Origin of the sequence: Cryobacterium sp. TMT2-4 (genome assembly GCF_004402575.1) — a bacterium.
GTDB classification, from domain to species: Bacteria; Actinomycetota; Actinomycetes; order Actinomycetales; family Microbacteriaceae; genus Cryobacterium; species Cryobacterium sandaracinum.
This window is the reverse complement of sequence record NZ_SOGE01000012.1, coordinates 85,297-102,629: the sequence shown is the minus strand read 5'-3', so window position 1 is coordinate 102,629 and position 17,333 is coordinate 85,297. Positions and strand designations below refer to the sequence as shown.

12 protein-coding genes are annotated in these 17,333 nt (G+C 68.2%); 6 read left to right on the top strand and 6 right to left on the bottom strand.

What is annotated here, in order from left to right; all coding sequences use genetic code 11:
- The first annotated feature begins 146 nt into the window (after positions 1 to 146).
- The gene (locus E3O54_RS03400; RefSeq protein ID WP_241976732.1) at positions 147 to 746 is read left to right on the top strand and encodes a vitamin K epoxide reductase family protein; all 600 of its coding nucleotides are present in this window, start codon (positions 147 to 149) and stop codon (positions 744 to 746) included.
- Between the two features lie 575 nt (positions 747 to 1,321).
- Here E3O54_RS03400 and E3O54_RS03395 read toward each other — a convergent pair.
- The 5 genes from E3O54_RS03395 to ileS form a co-directional block, all read right to left on the bottom strand.
- Positions 1,322 to 2,230, bottom strand: coding sequence for a cytochrome b/b6 domain-containing protein (locus E3O54_RS03395; RefSeq protein ID WP_134400941.1), 909 nt, complete (start codon positions 2,228 to 2,230; stop codon positions 1,322 to 1,324).
- A 180-nt stretch (positions 2,231 to 2,410) separates the two neighbouring features.
- Positions 2,411 to 2,833, bottom strand: coding sequence for a nucleoside-diphosphate kinase (gene ndk / locus E3O54_RS03390; protein WP_104103399.1), 423 nt, complete (start codon positions 2,831 to 2,833; stop codon positions 2,411 to 2,413).
- Complete coding sequence (locus E3O54_RS03385) at positions 2,830 to 3,207, bottom strand: DUF4233 domain-containing protein (RefSeq protein ID WP_158250313.1); 378 nt, start codon at positions 3,205 to 3,207, stop codon at positions 2,830 to 2,832. The genes ndk and E3O54_RS03385 overlap by 4 nt, the downstream gene beginning before the upstream one ends.
- Complete coding sequence (locus E3O54_RS03380) at positions 3,204 to 4,631, bottom strand: folylpolyglutamate synthase/dihydrofolate synthase family protein (RefSeq protein WP_134374178.1); 1,428 nt, start codon at positions 4,629 to 4,631, stop codon at positions 3,204 to 3,206. The genes E3O54_RS03385 and E3O54_RS03380 overlap by 4 nt, the downstream gene beginning before the upstream one ends.
- Complete coding sequence (gene ileS / locus E3O54_RS03375; RefSeq protein ID WP_134374180.1) at positions 4,624 to 8,097, bottom strand: isoleucine--tRNA ligase; 3,474 nt, start codon at positions 8,095 to 8,097, stop codon at positions 4,624 to 4,626. Before ileS ends, E3O54_RS03380 begins: the two co-directional genes overlap by 8 nt.
- A 451-nt stretch (positions 8,098 to 8,548) precedes the next feature.
- On the opposite strand from ileS, the gene E3O54_RS03370 reads away from it, so the two are divergent.
- From E3O54_RS03370 to E3O54_RS03355, 4 genes are read left to right on the top strand one after another with little or no spacing between them, the layout of a single operon-like run.
- Positions 8,549 to 10,204: an ABC transporter substrate-binding protein gene (locus E3O54_RS03370; RefSeq protein ID WP_134400940.1), complete on the top strand. Its 1,656-nt coding sequence runs from the start codon at positions 8,549 to 8,551 to the stop codon at positions 10,202 to 10,204.
- Entirely contained in the window at positions 10,192 to 11,136 is a 945-nt protein-coding gene (locus E3O54_RS03365; RefSeq protein ID WP_255409047.1) for an ABC transporter permease, read from the top strand. The genes E3O54_RS03370 and E3O54_RS03365 overlap by 13 nt, the downstream gene beginning before the upstream one ends.
- Positions 11,133 to 12,014 carry an ABC transporter permease gene (locus E3O54_RS03360; protein ID WP_134400939.1) on the top strand — a complete coding sequence of 294 codons (882 nt, stop codon included), beginning with the start codon at positions 11,133 to 11,135 and terminating at the stop codon, positions 12,012 to 12,014. Before E3O54_RS03365 ends, E3O54_RS03360 begins: the two co-directional genes overlap by 4 nt.
- Positions 12,011 to 13,792: an ABC transporter ATP-binding protein gene (locus tag E3O54_RS03355; protein ID WP_241976731.1), complete on the top strand. Its 1,782-nt coding sequence runs from the start codon at positions 12,011 to 12,013 to the stop codon at positions 13,790 to 13,792. Before E3O54_RS03360 ends, E3O54_RS03355 begins: the two co-directional genes overlap by 4 nt.
- A 137-nt stretch (positions 13,793 to 13,929) precedes the next feature.
- Here the strand turns inward: E3O54_RS03355 and E3O54_RS03350 are convergent, their stop codons facing one another.
- A complete protein-coding gene (locus tag E3O54_RS03350; protein WP_104103381.1) occupies positions 13,930 to 14,568 on the bottom strand; it encodes a cation transporter in 639 nt (212 codons plus the stop codon).
- A gap of 182 nt (positions 14,569 to 14,750) precedes the next feature.
- Between E3O54_RS03350 and valS the strand changes: the two genes are divergently transcribed.
- Positions 14,751 to 17,333: a valine--tRNA ligase gene (gene valS / locus E3O54_RS03345; protein ID WP_104103378.1), complete on the top strand. Its 2,583-nt coding sequence runs from the start codon at positions 14,751 to 14,753 to the stop codon at positions 17,331 to 17,333.

Sequence of the window (17,333 nt, the reverse complement as noted above, 5' to 3'; positions counted from 1 at the left end):
TACCTTTGGTCGTGGGACCAATGAATCTGGGCCTTTACGGCCCATTAAGACTTGTATGGCGTCAACTTGAGCGCGGCCCAAGCGACTGTTCCGATTATCGCATGCATTCTCAGGAACACATGCGAGGCACATGACATAATCCAATCGTGCCCCACAACCCGCCCGTCAAGCGCCCCATCGGGCTCGCCATCTTCTTCATCATCGGTGGTTTGATCGCCCTCACCGCGGCTTTCCTCCTGACCGTCGACAAGTTCGCGATCCTCGAGGACCCGCAGGCCCAGCTTTCCTGCAACTTCAGTGTGCTGGTGGGCTGCAGCACCAACCTGGGATCGTGGCAGGGTGCCATCTTCGGTTTCCCCAACCCGGTGATCGGCTTGATGGCCTGGCCGGTCGTCATCGCGATCGGCGCCGCGATCCTGGCCGGGGCGCGGTTAGCCCGCTGGTTCTGGATCGCGCTGAACGTGGGCGTCACCGGCGCCCTCGCGTTCGTGATCTGGCTGATGGCGCAGAGCTTCTTCGAGCTCGACGTGCTCTGCCCGTGGTGCATGGTGACCTGGACGGTCACGATCCCAATGTTCCTAGCCGTGACGCTGCACAACCTCACGGCGGGCAACCTCCCAGCGGGGCCGCGCGTGCGGCGCCTGGCATCCGTCGCCTCCTCCTGGATCATCGTGATCACGATCGTCTGCTATCTGATCGCCGCCGTCATCGCCCAGGTCGAGATGGACTTCCTGAACCGCCTGTAATGGCGACCCTGCCCCCGTCCGGTTGAGACCCGGTGGTCGAGCTCCGGTGACGTGGCGGCCGGAGGTTGCCGCTCCGGGCATCCGTGGCGGTTGCTAACCTCGGAGATTTTTGCGACACGCCGCTCACGGCGCCACAACCGGTGTGTCTCAAAAATTTCCGCGTTTATGTGACGACGGATGCGTGCTGCGCGCCCCGCGACGGCTGTTCCCTTTCCACCACAATGCGCGTTTGATCAAGTTATCCACAGGGCGCTGACGGGTGCCGATCTGGGGCATGGAATGTCAGTGGCTGCCCGTAACGTTTTTCTCATGGAGTCCCCATACAGTGAGCAGCTAGAACGCCTGGGTCGTCACTTCGACGCCATCCGGGAGACCCAGGCGGACGCCGCCCTGGGTCGACGCCCACCTGGCCGAACAGGTCGATCAGGCCCGCCGGTTCGCCGAAGCCCTGGCCCGCGACGCGGCCCAGGCAGCCAAAGACAAGGCCAGGGAGGGACCCCGGCCGGGGCGGGGGGTTACACAACCACCGGGTTTCGACCGGCAGAGCCATCGGCCGGCTCAGCCAGCACCGCGGCTCAGCGCGTGGTTACGGTTCCGCCGAGAGAGGCGACCGCCCGCAGCAGTCGGGGACCCTCGGCGACCCAGGCCACGAGCATCACGACCAGGGATGCGGCGAAGATCCAGAATCCGGTCCAGCCGTCGTCGCTCTGCGCCGCGTACATGTGGTTCAGGTTGCGCAGGGCACCGGTGGCGAACACCAGCGTGACGTGGATCACGATGAATGCAAGGAAAAAGACCATCACGCCCACGTGCACGGCCCTGGTCGGGCGCAGCGGGATCAGTTCTCCAAGCCGGCGCGACGTGCAGAGCGGTGACAGACGGATGCCCGAGACCAAGGCGAGCGGCGCGGCCACGAACACGATGCTGAAGTAGCTCAGAGTTTGTAGCGCGTTGTAGTTCACCCAGCCGTCGGTGATCGGCCAGTCCAGTGAGGCGTACTGGAGGGCGGCCGAGAGTGCGTTCGGAATGATGTCCCAGCTGACCGGCACGATGCGCACCCACTGACCGGTGACGAACAGCAGCACGTAGAAGACGATCCCGTTGAGTACCCAAAGGGCATCCACCGCGAGGTGCAGCCAGAGGTTGATGCTCAACCGGCGGGGGGCACGTCGGGTTCGAAAAAGGCCGGTGTTGCGCCGGGTCCAGAACATGCTCGGGCGCCCGGCCGTGCGGATCTGCCAACCCGAACGCACGATGAAGAGCAGGAAGAAAACATTCAGGCCGTGCTGCCACGCCAGCCACGCGGGGAAGCCGACGGGGGCCCACGACGGCAACGGCGAGGCCCCCGGGAAGTCGACCAGGAACTCCTGCGCCATCGGCAGGGAACGGATGCCCCGGGCGGCGAGCACGACGGCGACCAGCAGGATGATCGCCAGCGGGATTGCCCAGACCAGATTGAACCAGGGGTTCCGGGCATGCGGCATGGTGAGGCTTTCTAGTCAGACGAATCAAAGAGGATGTCGGCACATGCTCAGCGGGGCTCTGCCATCATCGGCCATTCTGCGACAGCGGTGCGCTTGGTGCACAAAGCAACGACATCTGGTACCGACGAGAACAGCCGCCTCCAAGCATCCGGTCAGTGGTTGTTCCCCGGTCGGTACGGTTCAGTCGAACCAGAGGGCCAGTTCGCGGTCGGCCGACTCGGGCGAGTCGGAGCCGTGCACGAGGTTCTGCTGCTCCTTGGTGCCCCAGTCTCGGCCGAAGTCGCCGCGAATGGTGCCGGGAGCCGCGGTGGTCGGGTCGGTTGTGCCGGCCAGGGAGCGGAAGCCCTCGATCACGCGTTCGCCGGCGATGCGCAGCACGAGGATCGGACCGCTTTCCATGAACTCCACGAGAGGTTCGAAGAACGGCTTGCCCTGGTGCTCGGCGTAATGCTCGGCCAGCAGGGACCTGTCGGCCTGCACGAGCTTCGCGTCGACGAGGGAGTACCCCTTCTGCTCAATGCGACGCAGGATCTCGCCGGAGAGGTTGCGGGCAACGCCATCCGGTTTGACCAATACGAGCGTTTCCTGGACCTGGGTGCTCATGAGTTCTCCTTCTCGTTGTTCTCGTTGTTGGGAAAGTTCTGGTTCTGGTTGTCGATCCGGGAGCCGGCGATCATGCAGTACGTCCACATGGCGGCGAACATGCCGCCGACGAAGAACATGGCCGGATTGAGGAAGCCGGCGGCCACCATGATCAGCTGGAGGATCCAGCCGACCACGTAGGCCCACTCGTAACGGAGCAGCGCGAGCACGGCGACCATGGCCAGCCCCAGCACGGCTCCCCCGCCGAGGGCGAGCCACGGCGGCAACGCCTGCAGACCGAAGATCACCAGGGCGGCGAGGGCAACCACGATGACCTCGAAGCCGAGCACGATCGTCGCGAGCGTGCGCTTCACCGAGCGGGGAGCGGACGTCATTTCGCCAGCCATTCCCGTGCGTCGGCCAGAATGATGGCTTCGCCGACGAGGGTGATCGACCCGGTCACGATCACAGCCCGCTTGGGCGACTCGAGGGCCCAGTCCCTGGCGGAGTCGAGGGCCTGCGCGAGGTCGTCGAACCGGACGGTTGTCTCCTCGCTGCCGAGGTCGGCGATCAGATCGGCGAGGTCGTCGACGCCGATCGCGCGCTCGGACTGCGACTGTGTGACGTGGAACCGCACCACCTTGGACTGCAGCGCGGTGATGATGCCGGTCGCATCCTTGTCGGTGAGGATGCCCACCACGGCCACAATCTCGTCGAAGTCGAAGTAGTCGGCCAGTGCAGTGCTGAGGGCGGCCGCTCCGTGCGGATTGTGCGCGGCATCCACCAGGACGGTCGGTGCGATTCCGATCAGTTGCAGGCGTCCGGGCGAGGTGACCTGCGCGAGGCCCTCCTCGACCAGGTCATGCGAGAGCGCCGTGGTGCCGGCCCCGAGGAAGGACTCGACGGCGGCGATCGCGACGGCCGCATTCTGCGCCTGGTGCGTGCCGTACAGCGGCAGGAACAGGTCCGAGTAGGTGCCGGCGAGGCCGCGCACCGAGATGAGCTGCCCGCCCACGGCGACCTGGTTTTTGAGCAGGACGAAATCCTCGCCCTCACTGGCCAGGGTCGATTCGGTCAGCTCGGCGGCCCGCTCGAGTTCGGCCTGCGCCGCCTCGCCCTGCCGGGCGGAGACCACGGCGGCGGACGGCTTGATGATGCCGGCCTTGGTGCGGGCGATCTCGGCGATCGTGTTGCCGAGGCGGAGCGTGTGGTCGAGGGCGATGGGCGTGAACACGGCCACCTGCCCGTCGGCGACGTTGGTGGAATCCCACTCGCCGCCCATGCCGACCTCGATCACGGCGACGTCGACGGGGGCGTCGGCGAAGCAGGCGAAGGCCAGCACGGTGAGCGCCTCGAAGAAGGTGAGCACGTCGTCGCCTGCCGCCTCGAGCTCCGCGTCGACCATGGCCAGGAAGGGTTCGATGTCGGCCCAGTTCGCGGCCAGGGCCTCATCGGTGATGAACTCCCCGTCGATCACGATGCGCTCGTTGAGCCGCACCAGGTGCGGGCTCGTCATCAGTCCGGTGCGCAGCCCGTAGGCGCGCACGATGCTCTCGGTGATGCGGCTCGTGCTGGTCTTGCCGTTGGTGCCGGTGATATGGATCACCGGGTAGACGGTCTGAGGGTCACCCAGCAGTTCGAGCGCCCGCCGGGTCGGGGCCAGACGCGGCTTCGGCGCACCCTCGCCCACGCGGGCGAGGAGGGCGGCGAAGACGGCGTCCCCGGCCTCACGGCCGGCGTCGGAGGACTGGCGCGGCCTCTTCGATCCGGGCTCCTTCGATCCGGGCTTCTTCGATCCGGGCTTCTTGGGTTCAGACATGGACGAGTCCGTTCTCTCGGGCGACGGCGACCAGGACGGTCCCCCGGTTGGCATAGTGACCAGCCTCGTAAAGCACGTAGTGCTCGACGGGGAAGCCGACCAGGCTCTGCAGCCATTCGGACGGCAGACCGTGCGCCAGGCTGTCATCGGACACCTCGGTGGCCACATGGGTGGCGAACCGGAGGGTCAGGGTCTCCGCAGCGACGTCGACGCCGGCCGCAAGGGCGAAGGTCGCGGCGTCCTCGGCGGAGTAGAAGACGAGGTCGAGACGGATGCGGTCGCTCACTTCGAATCCGGCCGACTTGCGGGTGTCCTGCACGGCGCGGATCAGGTCGCGGGCGAAGCCCTCCGCCTCGAGTTCCGGGGTGGTCTGCGTCTCCAGCAGCACGAAACCGCCGCCCGCCAGGAGCGCCAGAGCCGGGGCATCCGCCGCCGTGTCGTCAGCGACGGCGGAACCGTCGGCCGGACCGGTCTGCAGCACGAGTTCGTACTCCCCCGCGGCGAGCGGGGTGCCGCCGGCGGTGACTACGCCGTCGGTTTCGCTCCAGTCGCCGGCGCGGGCGGCCTTGATGACCTGCTGCACCTGCTTGCCGAGTCGCGGGCCGGCTGCCCGGGCGTTCACGGTGAGCCGGGAGGTGATGCCGTAGGCGCTCGCGCTGTCGTCGGCCAGTTCGACCAAACGCACGCTCTTCACATTCAGCTCGTCGCGCAGGATGCCCTCGAACGGGGCCAGGGCCGCCGTGTCGGTGGTGACCACGGTCAGAGTGGCCAGCGGCAGACGCACGCGCAGCCCGGACTGCTTGCGCAGTGACAGCACGGTGGAGCTGATGGTGCGCACCTGGTCCATCGCGGTGACGAGAACGGCATCGGCCGGGAACAATTCGGCGTCGGGCCAGTCGGTCAGGTGCACGCTGCGACCGCCGGTGAGGCCCTGCCAGATACGCTCGGTGACGAGCGGGAGCATCGGGGCGGCCACCCGCGTCACCGTTTCGAGCACGGTGTAGAGCGTGTCGAAAGCCTCGTTTCCGGTGGATGAGACCGTCGAGACCGAGACAGAGGCCCCGGCGCCAGCCCAGAACCGGTCGCGCGAGCGGCGAACGTACCAGTTGGTGAGCACGTCGGCGAAGTCCCGGATTCGAGCGGTCGCCTGGGTGCTGTCGAGGTTCTCGAGGTCGGCAGTGACCTCCACGATTAGATCGCGGGTCTTGGCCAGCAGGTAGCGGTCGAGCACGTCGGTCGAGTCGGTGCGCCAGGTGGCGTCGTAGCCGTTCTCGCCGGACGCGTTGGCGTAGAGGGAGAAGAAGTACCAGGTGCTCCAGAGCGGGAGCATAACCTGGCGGGTACCCTCGCGGATGCCCTCCTCGGTGACGATCAGGTTGCCACCGCGCAGCACGGAGGAGCTCATCAGGAACCAGCGCATGGCATCCGAGCCGTCCCGGTCGAACACCTCGTTCACGTCGGGATAGTTGCGCAGCGACTTGGACATCTTCTGGCCGTCGTTGCCGAGCACGATGCCGTGGCTGACCACGTTCTTGAAGGCCGGACGGTCGAACAGGGCGGTGGAGAGCGTGTGCAGCATGTAGAACCAGCCGCGGGTCTGGCCGATGTACTCCACGATGAAGTCGGCCGGGTTGTGGCTGTCGAACCAGTCGGCGTTCTCGAACGGGTAGTGCACCTGCGCGAACGGCATCGAGCCGGAGTCGAACCAGACGTCGAGCACATCCGTGATGCGCCGCATGGTGGACCGCCCGGTGGGGTCGTCGGGGTTGGGTCGGGTGAGCGCGTCGATATAGGGGCGGTGAAGGTCGGTGGGGCGCACGCCGAAGTCCGCCTCGAGCTCGTCGAGCGAGCCGTAGACGTCGACGCGCGGATAGTCGGGATTGTCGCTCTTCCAGACTGGGATGGGCGAACCCCAGTACCGGTTGCGGCTGATCGACCAGTCGCGGGCGTTGCCGATCCACTTGCCGAACTGGCCGTCCTTGACGTTCTCCGGCACCCAATTGATGTCCTGGTTCAGGTCCACCAGACGCTCGCGGAAGTCCGTGACGCGCACGAACCAGCTCGACACGGCCTTGTAGATCAGCGGGTTGCGGCAGCGCCAGCAGTGCGGGTAGGAGTGCTCGTAGCTGGCCTGGCGCAGCAGGCGCCCCTCATTCTTGATCAGCTGGGTGAGCGGCTTGTTCGCGTCGCTCCAGAGCTGGCCGGCGACCTCGGGCACGTCGGAGAGGAACTTGCCGCCCGCGTCGAGGGAGATGATCACCGGGATGCCGGCGGCCATGGAGATCTTCTGGTCCTCCTCGCCGTAGGCGGGCGCCTGGTGCACGATGCCGGTTCCGTCGGCGGTGGTGACGTAGTCGGCCACGACGACGGTCCAGGCGTTCTCGGTGCCCCAGACCGCGGTGTCGGCGTAGTAGTCGAAGAGGCGGTCGTAGCTGACGCCCTCCAGGGCGCTGCCGAGAACCGTGCGGGAGATCGCCGCGGTCGCCTCTGCCGCCGAGTCGTAGCCGAGGTCCTTGGCGTAGTTGCCGACCAGGTCGATCGCGATCAGGTATTCGGCGCCGAAAACCTCGGTGGTTGCGACGCATGCCGCGGCATCCGCCCCGGAAACGGCCTCCCGCAGCACGGTGGCGTCCGGGGTGCCGTTCGGCCCGGCCGGCACGACGGCATAGACGATCTCCGGGCCCACGGCGAGCGCCAGGTTCGTCGGGAGGGTCCAGGGGGTGGTCGTCCAGGCCAGGGCGCGCACGGCGGTCAGCCCGAGGGCTTCGGCCTTGGCGCCGACCAGCGGGAAGGTGACCGTGACGGTCTGGTCCTGGCGCATCTTGTAGACGTCGTCGTCCATGCGCAGTTCGTGGTTGGACAGCGGTGTCTGGTCGCGCCAACAGTACGGCAGCACCCGGTAGCCCTCGTAGGCCAGGCCCTTGTCGTGCAGGCGCTTGAAGGCCCAGATCACGGACTCCATGAAGGTGATGTCGAGCGTCTTGTAGTCGTTCTCGAAGTCGACCCAGCGCGCCTGGCGGGTGACGTACTCCTCCCACACCTTGGTGTACTTGAGCACGGAGCTGCGGGCGACGGCGTTGAAGGCCCCGATGCCCATCTTCTCGATCTCGCTCTTGTCGGTGATGCCGAGCTCGCGTTCGGCTTCGAGCTCGGCCGGCAAGCCGTGCGTGTCCCAGCCGAACCGGCGGTGCACCTGCTTGCCGCGCATAGTCTGGAAGCGCGGGAAGAGGTCCTTCGCGTACCCGGTCAGCAGGTGGCCGTAGTGCGGCAGCCCGTTGGCGAACGGCGGGCCGTCATAGAAGACCCACTCGGGGGCATCCGCACGGTTGTCGATCGACGCCTGGAAGGTGCCGTCGGCTTTCCAGAACGCGAGCACCTCGGTTTCGATCTGGGGAAAGTTCGGTGAGGGCACGATGCCGCCGGGTTGGGCGGGAGAAGCGGACTGCTGGCCTTTGGGGTACGTCATGTCTCTCCTGGACGAGTCGGGCAGGTTGTGTCATTCACAGATCTGCCCCTGTTCCACGAGGACGCCGACTCCGAACGGGATTCGCCGCGGTACCACCTCGCTTGTCTCCCGGAGCCGAGGCTTCGGAAAACCGCTTGTTCTGAGGCTGTGACGGGCCCGACCCGTTCGGTTCTACTGAGAACCACCGCGAGGGTGGTTGCCGTTCTTCCGAAGACTCACCGGTGATAGCCGGATCACGGTCCTACTTGGAAAGTCTACCCTGCGCCTACCCCCGGGTGTACAGCGCGCGGTGCCCGCACACGTCTGCTCAGCGAACAGCTCTCCTGTGTTCTACGATGGTCCTCAATCATTTTATTTGTGGACCCCGTCCAACACGTGCCCGAGGCCTCTAATCTTGCGGGTCCAGCAGGTGCACACTCGGCCCATCGGGCGCCGCGGAAAGAGACCCATAATGCACACTTCGGGGTACACCCATCGCACAGCGCGCACCCTGACCGGGCTGGTCGGCCTCGCCGCCACCGGCATCCTGCTCACCGGCTGCGCCACCGCTGAGTCCCCCGAAGCCACCCGGCCTCTCACCGGCGGCACGTTGACCTACGCATCCGGCGACGCCGAGCCCACCTGCCTGGACCCGCACGTGGGCGGCAACTACCCGCAGGCCCTGGTCAGCACGCAGTACCTTGAGTCGCTTGTATCCCGCAACGCGGACGGTGAGATCATCCCCTGGCTGGCAGATTCGTGGACCGAGAGCGCCGACGGGCTGGCCTGGGACTTCACGCTCGCCGCCGGCGTGAGTTTCACCGACGGCACCCCGCTCGACGCCGCCGCCGTGCAGGCGAATATCGCGCACATCCAAGACCCGGAAACGGCCTCGTCGACCGGCTACCTCGCTCTGGGGAAGGTCACCGGCACCGACGCGGTCTCCACCAACGTTGTGCGCCTTACGCTCAGCGAACCCGACAGCGCCCTGCTCGAATCCCTGTCACAGCCGTGGCTGGCGATCGAATCGCCCACCGCGCTGGCCCGGAGCCAGGACGAGAACTGCGCCTCCCCGGTCGGCACCGGCCCCTTCCAGGTCGAGAAGTGGGTACAGCAGGAATCGATCACCCTGGTGCGGAACGAGAAGTACAACTCCCCGCCCGCGGATGCCGCGCACACCGGGCCTGCCTACCTCGACTCCATCGTCTGGCGCTTCATCCCCGACTCCGCGTCCCGCTACGCGGCTCTGCAGTCCGGCGACGCCGACGTGATCGACAACGCCCAGCCCGACACCATCGTGCAGGCCGAGAAGAGCGACACCATCGTGCACCTCGACGCCCCTCGCCCGGGTGCCTCGAACCGAATCGAACTGAACTCCGGCCGCGCGCCCTTCAACGACCCGCTCGTGCGGGAGGCGTTCATCCGCTCGGCGAATGTCGACGACGCCGTCACCAGCCTCTTCCGGGGCACGGCCGAGCGCTCCTACTCCGCCCTCTCCAGCGTCGAACCCCTCGCCGTGTCGGGCCCGGACCTGTTCGCGTACGACCCCGAGGCCGCCTCGGACCTCCTCGATTCCGCCGGCTGGACCGAGCGTGATTCCAACGGTTACCGGGTGAAAGACGGCGAGCGCCTCACGGTCGACTTCCCGGTGAGTACGAACCAGTCCATTCCGGCGGAGCAGTCCCTGTTCGAGCAGATCCAGGCCACCGCGAAGAAGACCGGCTTCGAGGTTCTGCTCAGCCCGATGGACCTCTCCAGTTGGTACACCGCGCTGGGCGAGAACGACTACGACGCCGTCAGCGCGCCGTACACGAAGGTCGGACCCGACGTTCTGCGCATCCTCTTCCACTCCGACGGGATCACCCCGGCACCCAGCGGCTACTTCGCCAACCACGCCCAGGTGAACGACCCGGCCATCGACGCCCTACTCACCCAGGCCGGCCAGGTGACGGATGCCGATGAACGCGCCGCCCTCTACGCCGACGCGCAGAACCAGGTGCTCGCGGGCTTCTACATCCTGCCGCTCTTCGACCAGCAGAACCAATACCTGCTCGGCACCGATGTGGTGGGCGCGCGGGCGCTGCCGACCGTGTCGACGCCCACGTTCTACGATGCGTGGCTGAAGTAGCGCGGGCAGCCCGGGTCGTCCTGGCCCGCCTGGGAGGGGCGGTGCTGGTGCTCTGGATGGTGGCCACGCTCACCTTTTTCGCCATCCGTCTGATTCCCGGAGACCCGGCCGAGGCCATCCTGGGTGGCCCCGGCTCGCAGACCTCCCCGGAGGCGCTCGCCGCGGTGCGGGCGGAATACGGGCTCGACCAGCCCGTGCTCGTGCAGTACCTGGCACAGTTGGCTCGCCTGGCCACCGGGGATCTTGGCCGCTCCTACTCACTGGACCAGGACGTCGCCCCGCTCCTGGTCGGCCAGCTCGGCGGCACCCTGCTGCTGGCCGTGCTCGCCCTCGCTGTGGCCTGGCTGCTCGCCCTCGGGCTGGCCACCTGGTCGACCCGCGGCGGGCGCGTCGCCTGGTACCTGGGCTCCGGTCTGGAGATCGTGGCTGCCGCGCTCCCTCACTTCTGGCTCGCGACGGCGCTGATCGTGTTGTTCAGCGTCTGGCTGGGCTGGCTGCCGCCGATCAGTACCTCCGGGGTTTCCGGGCTGGTGCTGCCGGTGCTCACCCTCGCCGTGCCGCTGGCCGGGTTCCTTGGCCAGATCATGCGGGAGTCCCTGCTCACCGCGCTGGAATCCCCATTCGTGCTCTCCGCCCGCGCCCGGGGCGAGAGCGAACGCGGGGTGCGCTGGGTGCACGTGATCCGGCACGCGTCACTGCCGGCGATCAGCCTCTCCGGCTGGGCATTCGGCTCCCTGATCAGCGGGGCAGTGGTGGTCGAGACCATCTTCGCCCGGCCGGGCCTCGGCCGCACGCTTCTGAACGCGGTGACCGTGCGCGACGTGCCGGTCGTGGTTGGTGCTGTGCTGATCGTGGCCGTCGGGTACATCCTGATGACCCTGTTCACCGATTTGGCCCAGCGCATCGCCGACCCGAGGCTGCGGGCACGATGAGCGACCTCGAGATCCAGGCCGGGCTGGGCCGGTCGCCGCGCACCGGCGCGCCCCAGTCGCCGCGCGCGCCCCGCACGCGCCGGTTCGGCGTGGCCGAGGTCCTGGCGGGCCTGTTCGCGCTGTTCCTGGTCACGGCGGCACTGTTCCCCGCGCTCGTAGCGCCCGGCGACCCGCTCGGGATCGACCCGCTGTCCGCGTTTCAGACCCCCTCACCCGCGCACTGGTTCGGCACCGACGAGTCCGGCCGGGACATCTATACCCGGGTCAGCCACGGCACCGGCAGCTCCCTGCTGATCGGCACCCTCGCCACCGTGATCGGCCTCGGCCTGGGCCTCGTGCTCGGCACCCTGGCCGGTATGCTCGGCCCGGTCGTGGACTTCACCGTGAACCGGTTCCTCGAGGTGCTGTTCGCGTTCCCCGGCCTGCTGCTGGCCCTGCTCTTCATCCTGATCTTCGGGCCGGGCGTTGCCACGGCGACCATCGCCGTGGGCCTGGCGACCGCTCCCGGCTACGCCCGCATCATCCGCGGCCAGCTCTTGTCGGTGCGGTCATCGGCCTTCGTCGAGGCGGCGACCGTGCTCGGGCGCAGCCCCGTCCAGGTCCTGATGCGCCACATCCTGCCGAACACGCTCGCGCCGCTGTTCGTGCTCGGCACCCTCGGCATCGGTCAGGCCATCGTCTGGGCGTCGGCGCTGAGCTACCTCGGCCTGGGCTCGGCGCCGCCCGCCGCGGAGTGGGGCGCGATGCTCTCCGCCGGGCGCACCTACATCGGCTCGGCCTGGTGGATGAGCTTCTTCCCCGGGCTGTTCATCGTGCTGACGGCGGTGTCGGCCACGGCGCTCGGTCGCGGCATCGAGCGACGGGTGAGGCGCGCGTGAGTGACGAGAGCGGCGTGGGCGCTTCGGTGGGCGCGCCAGGCGAGGGTGACGGCGGGGTTGCCCCGGCCGTGCGGGTGCAGAACCTCGTCGTGGGCTTCGGACCGCAAAATGATACCGACCCGGTGCTGAACGGCGTCTCGTTCGAGGTGGCCCCCGGGGAATGCCTGGCCCTGGTGGGAGAGTCAGGCTCGGGCAAGAGCGTCACCGCGCGCAGCCTGCTCGGCCTGGCCGGCGACAACGCCTGGGTGCGCGCCGACGAGCTGAGCCTCGCAGGCTCCGACGTGCGCGGACTCTCCGAGCAGAGTTGGCGCCGGCGGCGCGGCCGCGACGTGGGCCTGGTGCTGCAGGATGCCCTGGTGTCGCTGGACCCGCTGCGCCCGGTGGGCCGGGAGATCGCCGACTCGCTGCGACTGCACACCCGCCTCGGTGCAGCGGCGCGCCACGCCCGGGTGCTCGAGGTGCTGGCCCGGGTGGGCCTGTCCGACGCCGGCAACTCTGTGCGGAAGCGCGCGGGCGAACTCTCCGGCGGCCAGCGCCAGCGCGCCCTGATCGCGGCCGCGATCGCCCTGGACCCGCCACTGCTGATCGCCGACGAGCCCACGACGGCGCTCGACGTCACGGTGCAGGCACAAATCCTGGAGCTGCTGACGGGTCTGAAACGCGCCGGCACCGGCATCCTGCTGATCAGCCACGACCTGGCCGTCGTCGGCCGCATCGCCGACCGGATCGCTGTGCTGAGCGAGGGACGGATCGTGGAACAGGGACCGGCGCACGCAATTCTGACCCGGCCGGAGCATCCGGTCACCCGGCAGATGCTCGCCGCGATCCCGGTCGACAAGCCGCGCGGGCTGCGCCTCAGCCCGCGGGCCGCGGCCCCGGTGTCGCCCGCCGCCGCGCCCTTTCTCGCTCTCTCAGATCGTGCCGACCCTGTCGCTCCCCGCAACACGGTGCTGGAGGCCACCGGCCTGGTCAAGCGCTTCACCCGGCCCGACGGCACCGAGCAGCTCGCGGTCGACGGGGTCTCGTTCCGGCTCGAACGCGGCACGACGCTCGGCATCGTCGGCGAGTCCGGCTCCGGCAAAACCACGACGGCCCGCCTCGCGCTGGCGCTGACCCGGCCGGACGCCGGCGAGGTGCGGGTGCTCGGGCAGCCGTTCAGCGCCGCCTCGGAGAAGGAACGGCGGCTCCTGCGGCCCCGGCTTGGTGCGGTCTATCAGGATGCGCTCAGCTCCTTCGACCCGCGGCTGAGCGTCGAGCAGGTGCTCCGGGACGCGGTCGGCGGCGGGCGCACCGGGCGCGGCGCGGCATCCGCCTCGGCTGCCACTGCTGCCACTGCCGCCACTGCCGCCACTGCGGCCACTGCCTCGGCTGCCGACCGGCTGCGCGTGCTGGCGCTGCTCGACGCGGTGGGTCTGCCGCAGGGGCTGCTTGGCCGGCGGCCGCTGTCCCTCTCCGGCGGGCAGCGGCAGCGGGTGAGCATCGCCCGGGCGCTGGCGTCGGGGCCGCAGATCCTGATCTGCGACGAGCCCGTGTCGTCCCTCGACGTGACCGTGCAGGCCCAGGTGCTCGACCTCCTCGACGAGCTGCAGCGGAACCTGGGCCTCAGCCTGCTGTTCATCTCCCACGACCTCGGGGTGATCCAGCACGTCAGCGACCAGGTCGCCGTAATGTTGGACGGCCGTATCGTCGAAACCGGCGCAACGGCCCGGGTCTTCGCCGCGCCGGAGCATCCGTACACGCAGACCCTGCTCGGCGCGGTCCCCCGGATCGGGTTCTGACCCTCGAGCAACTCCGTACCGAACGAATTCGACGGAGATTTTGCCCGAAACGCCTTGTTTAAACCTGGCAACCGGCTCCCAGAGCAAAATCTCCGTCGAATTGGTTAGACCACCGCCTGATACGGGGGCTCACCCCTTTAGTTGACGTGCAGCACCACCGGCGGCTCGACCTCGCCGCGCCATGCCTCGATGCCCTCCTTGATCGCGAACCCGGCGATCACGAGGGCGGCGAGCGAGTCCGCCCAGGCCCAGCCGAGGAGCGCGTTGGCCGCCAGCCCGAGCAGCATCGACCCGGACAGCCACGCGCAGAGCAGCAGCTGCCGGGCGTCGGCGATCACGCTGGCACTGCCGAGCTCCGCGCCGGTCCGGCGCTCCACGCCTGCCACCCCGGGCATGATCACGAGGCTGAGGCACGCGATGACGATGCCCAGTGGGCTGGGCGCCGCCTCGACAACCCCGGCGAAGCTCAGGCCGGCGGCCAGGATCACGTACCCGGCGAGGGTGAAGAACGCGATCGCGATGGCGCGGAGGGCCGGTTTCTGCCAGCGCTCAGGATCGCGACGGGAGAACTGCCACGCGATGACCGCGGCGGAGAGCACCTCGATGACGGAGTCCAGGCCGAAGGCGATCAGGGCGGTCGAGGATGCCGCGGCGCCCGCCACGATCGAGGCGACGGCCTCGAGCACGTTGTAGCCGATCGTGAAACCCACGATCCAGCGCACCGTGCGGCGCAGCACCGTGCGACGGGCCTCGGACAGTGTTCCCGGGTCATCCATGGCACCCCTTCCCGCTCCAATCCTGCCACTCATGGCGAGGCCCGGCCGGGCGCTGCAGGCGCTCCGGCAGCCTGGTGACGGCCGGAGTCGGCGGACGACGGGGCATCCGGTAAGTTGGATAAGGCCCAATACTCAGGCACTTCACCAACGACACGGTGCCGCACAGATCGAATCGGAGAAACATGACCGCCGCCAACGTTCCGGAAAAACCGGCCCTTGAAGGCCTCGAAACCAAGTGGGGCGGCTCGTGGGAAGAGGCCGGCACCTACCGTTTCGACCGTGACTCGGCCACGCGGGAGCGTATCTTCTCCATCGATACCCCGCCGCCGACCGCTTCCGGCTCCCTGCACATCGGCCACGTCTTCTCTTACACCCACACGGATGTCATCGCCCGCTTCCAGCGGATGCGCGGCAAGAGCGTCTTCTACCCGATGGGCTGGGACGACAACGGCCTGCCCACCGAGCGGCGCGTGCAAAACTACTACGGCGTGCGCTGCGATCCGTCGCTGCCCTACGCCACCGAGTTCACCGCCCCGTTCGAGGGCGGAGACGGCAAAAGCACCAAAGCCGCCGACCAGCTGCCGATCAGCCGCCGCAACTTCATCGAGCTGTGCGAGCGCCTCACCATCGAGGACGAGAAGCAGTTCGAGGCCGTTTGGCGCATGCTGGGCCTGAGCGTCGACTGGGCCCAGACCTACCGCACGATCGGCAATGACTCCCTGGTCACCTCCCAGTCCGCCTTCATCGGTAACGTCGAGCGCGGTGAGGCCTACCAGGCCATGGCCCCCACCCTCTGGGACGTCACCTTCCGCACCGCGGTCGCCCAGGCCGAGCTCGAAGACAAGGAGATGCCGGCGTTCTACCACCGGGTCGCCTTCGCCAAGCCCGATGGCGGCGCCATCGAGATCGAGACCACCCGCCCGGAACTGCTGCCGGCCTGTGTCGCGCTCGTGGCGCATCCGGACGATGAGCGCTACCAGGCGCTGTTCGGCACGACCGTGCGCACCCCCCTCTTCGACGTGGAAGTGCCGATCCTGGCCCACCACCTCGCGCAGAAGGACAAGGGCAGTGGCATCGCCATGATCTGCACGTTCGGCGACGTCACCGATGTGATCTGGTGGCGTGAACTCGACCTTCCGAACCGCGCCATCATGGGCTTTGACGGCCGCATCATCGCCGAGGCGCCCGAGGCGATCACAAGCGAGGCCGGACAGGCCGCGTACGCGCAGCTGGCCGGCAAGACCGTCTTCTCCGCCAAGGCAGCCGTGGTCGACTTGCTCCGCATCGGCGGCGACCTGATCGGCGAGCCCCGCGCGATCGTGCACCCGGTCAAGTTCTTCGAGAAGGGCGACAAACCGCTCGAGATCGTGTCGACCCGTCAGTGGTATATCCGCAACGGCGCTCGGGACGAGGAGCTGCGCGCCCGCCTGTTCACGCACGGTACCGACCTGCAGTGGCACCCGGAGTTCATGCGTGTGCGCTACGAGAACTGGGTCAACGGCCTCACCGGCGACTGGCTCGTCTCCCGCCAGCGCTTCTTCGGCGTTCCGCTGCCGATCTGGTACCCGCTGGATGCCGACGCGAACCCGCTCTTCGACCAGCCCATCGTCGCCACCCGCGAGACGCTCCCGGTCGACCCGTCCTCCGACACCGCCCCGGGCTTTGCCGCCGAGCAGCGCGGCCAGGCGAACGGCTTCGTCGGCGAGGTCGACGTGATGGACACCTGGGCGACCTCCTCCCTGACCCCGCAGCTGGCGGGCGGCTGGGAGCGCGACCCCGCACTGTTCGATCTCGTCTACCCGTACTCGCTGCGCCCGCAGGGCCAGGACATCATCCGCACCTGGCTGTTCTCCACCCTGCTGCGCTCCGAGCTGGAACACGGCGTCTCGCCGTGGCAGCACGCAGCCCTGTCCGGCTTCATCGTCGACCCCGACCGTAAGAAGATGTCCAAGTCCAAGGGCAATGTGGTCACCCCGGCAGACATGCTCGAGCAGCACGGTTCGGATGCCGTGCGCTACTGGGCCGCGTCGTCGCGCCTCGGCACCGACGCGGCCTTCGACCCCAAGAACCCGACCCAGATCAAAATCGGCCGTCGCCTGGCGATCAAGATCCTGAACGCGTCAAAGTTCATCCTTGCCTTCGACGGCGCCGCCGACGCCCCCGTGACCGAGCCGCTCGACCAGAGCATGCTCGCTCGACTCAGCGTCGTCGTCGGCCACGCCACCGCCGCGATCGAGGGCTACGACCACGCACGTGCGCTGGAACTCACCGAGAGCTTCTTCTGGACGTTCTGCGACGACTACCTCGAACTGGTCAAAGAGCGCGCGTACGGCGAAGCGGGAGCCGGCCAGGCTTCGGCCGTCGCCGCCCTGCGCACCGCCCTGGCCACCCAGCTGCGCCTCTTCGCCCCGTTCGTGCCGTTCGCGACCGAGGAAGCCTGGTCCTGGTCCAACGAGGGGTCCATCCACCGTACCCCCTGGCCCGTTCAGACCGAGCTCGGCGGAGGGCAGGGCGGCAACGTGGCCCTGCTGGACCTGTGCAGCCGGGCGCTGACCGGCATCCGCCGCGCGAAAACGGATGCCAAGGCATCCCAGAAATCCGCCGTTGTTTCTGCTGTAATTAGCGGTACGGCTGCAGAGATTGCCCTGCTCAGGCAGGCTGCAGCCGATCTGAGGGCCGTTGGCCGCATCTCGGAGTTGGTTTTTATTGAGGGCAGCGAATTGGCTGTCACTGACATCGTGCTCGCCACGGTGCTGGAGAACTAG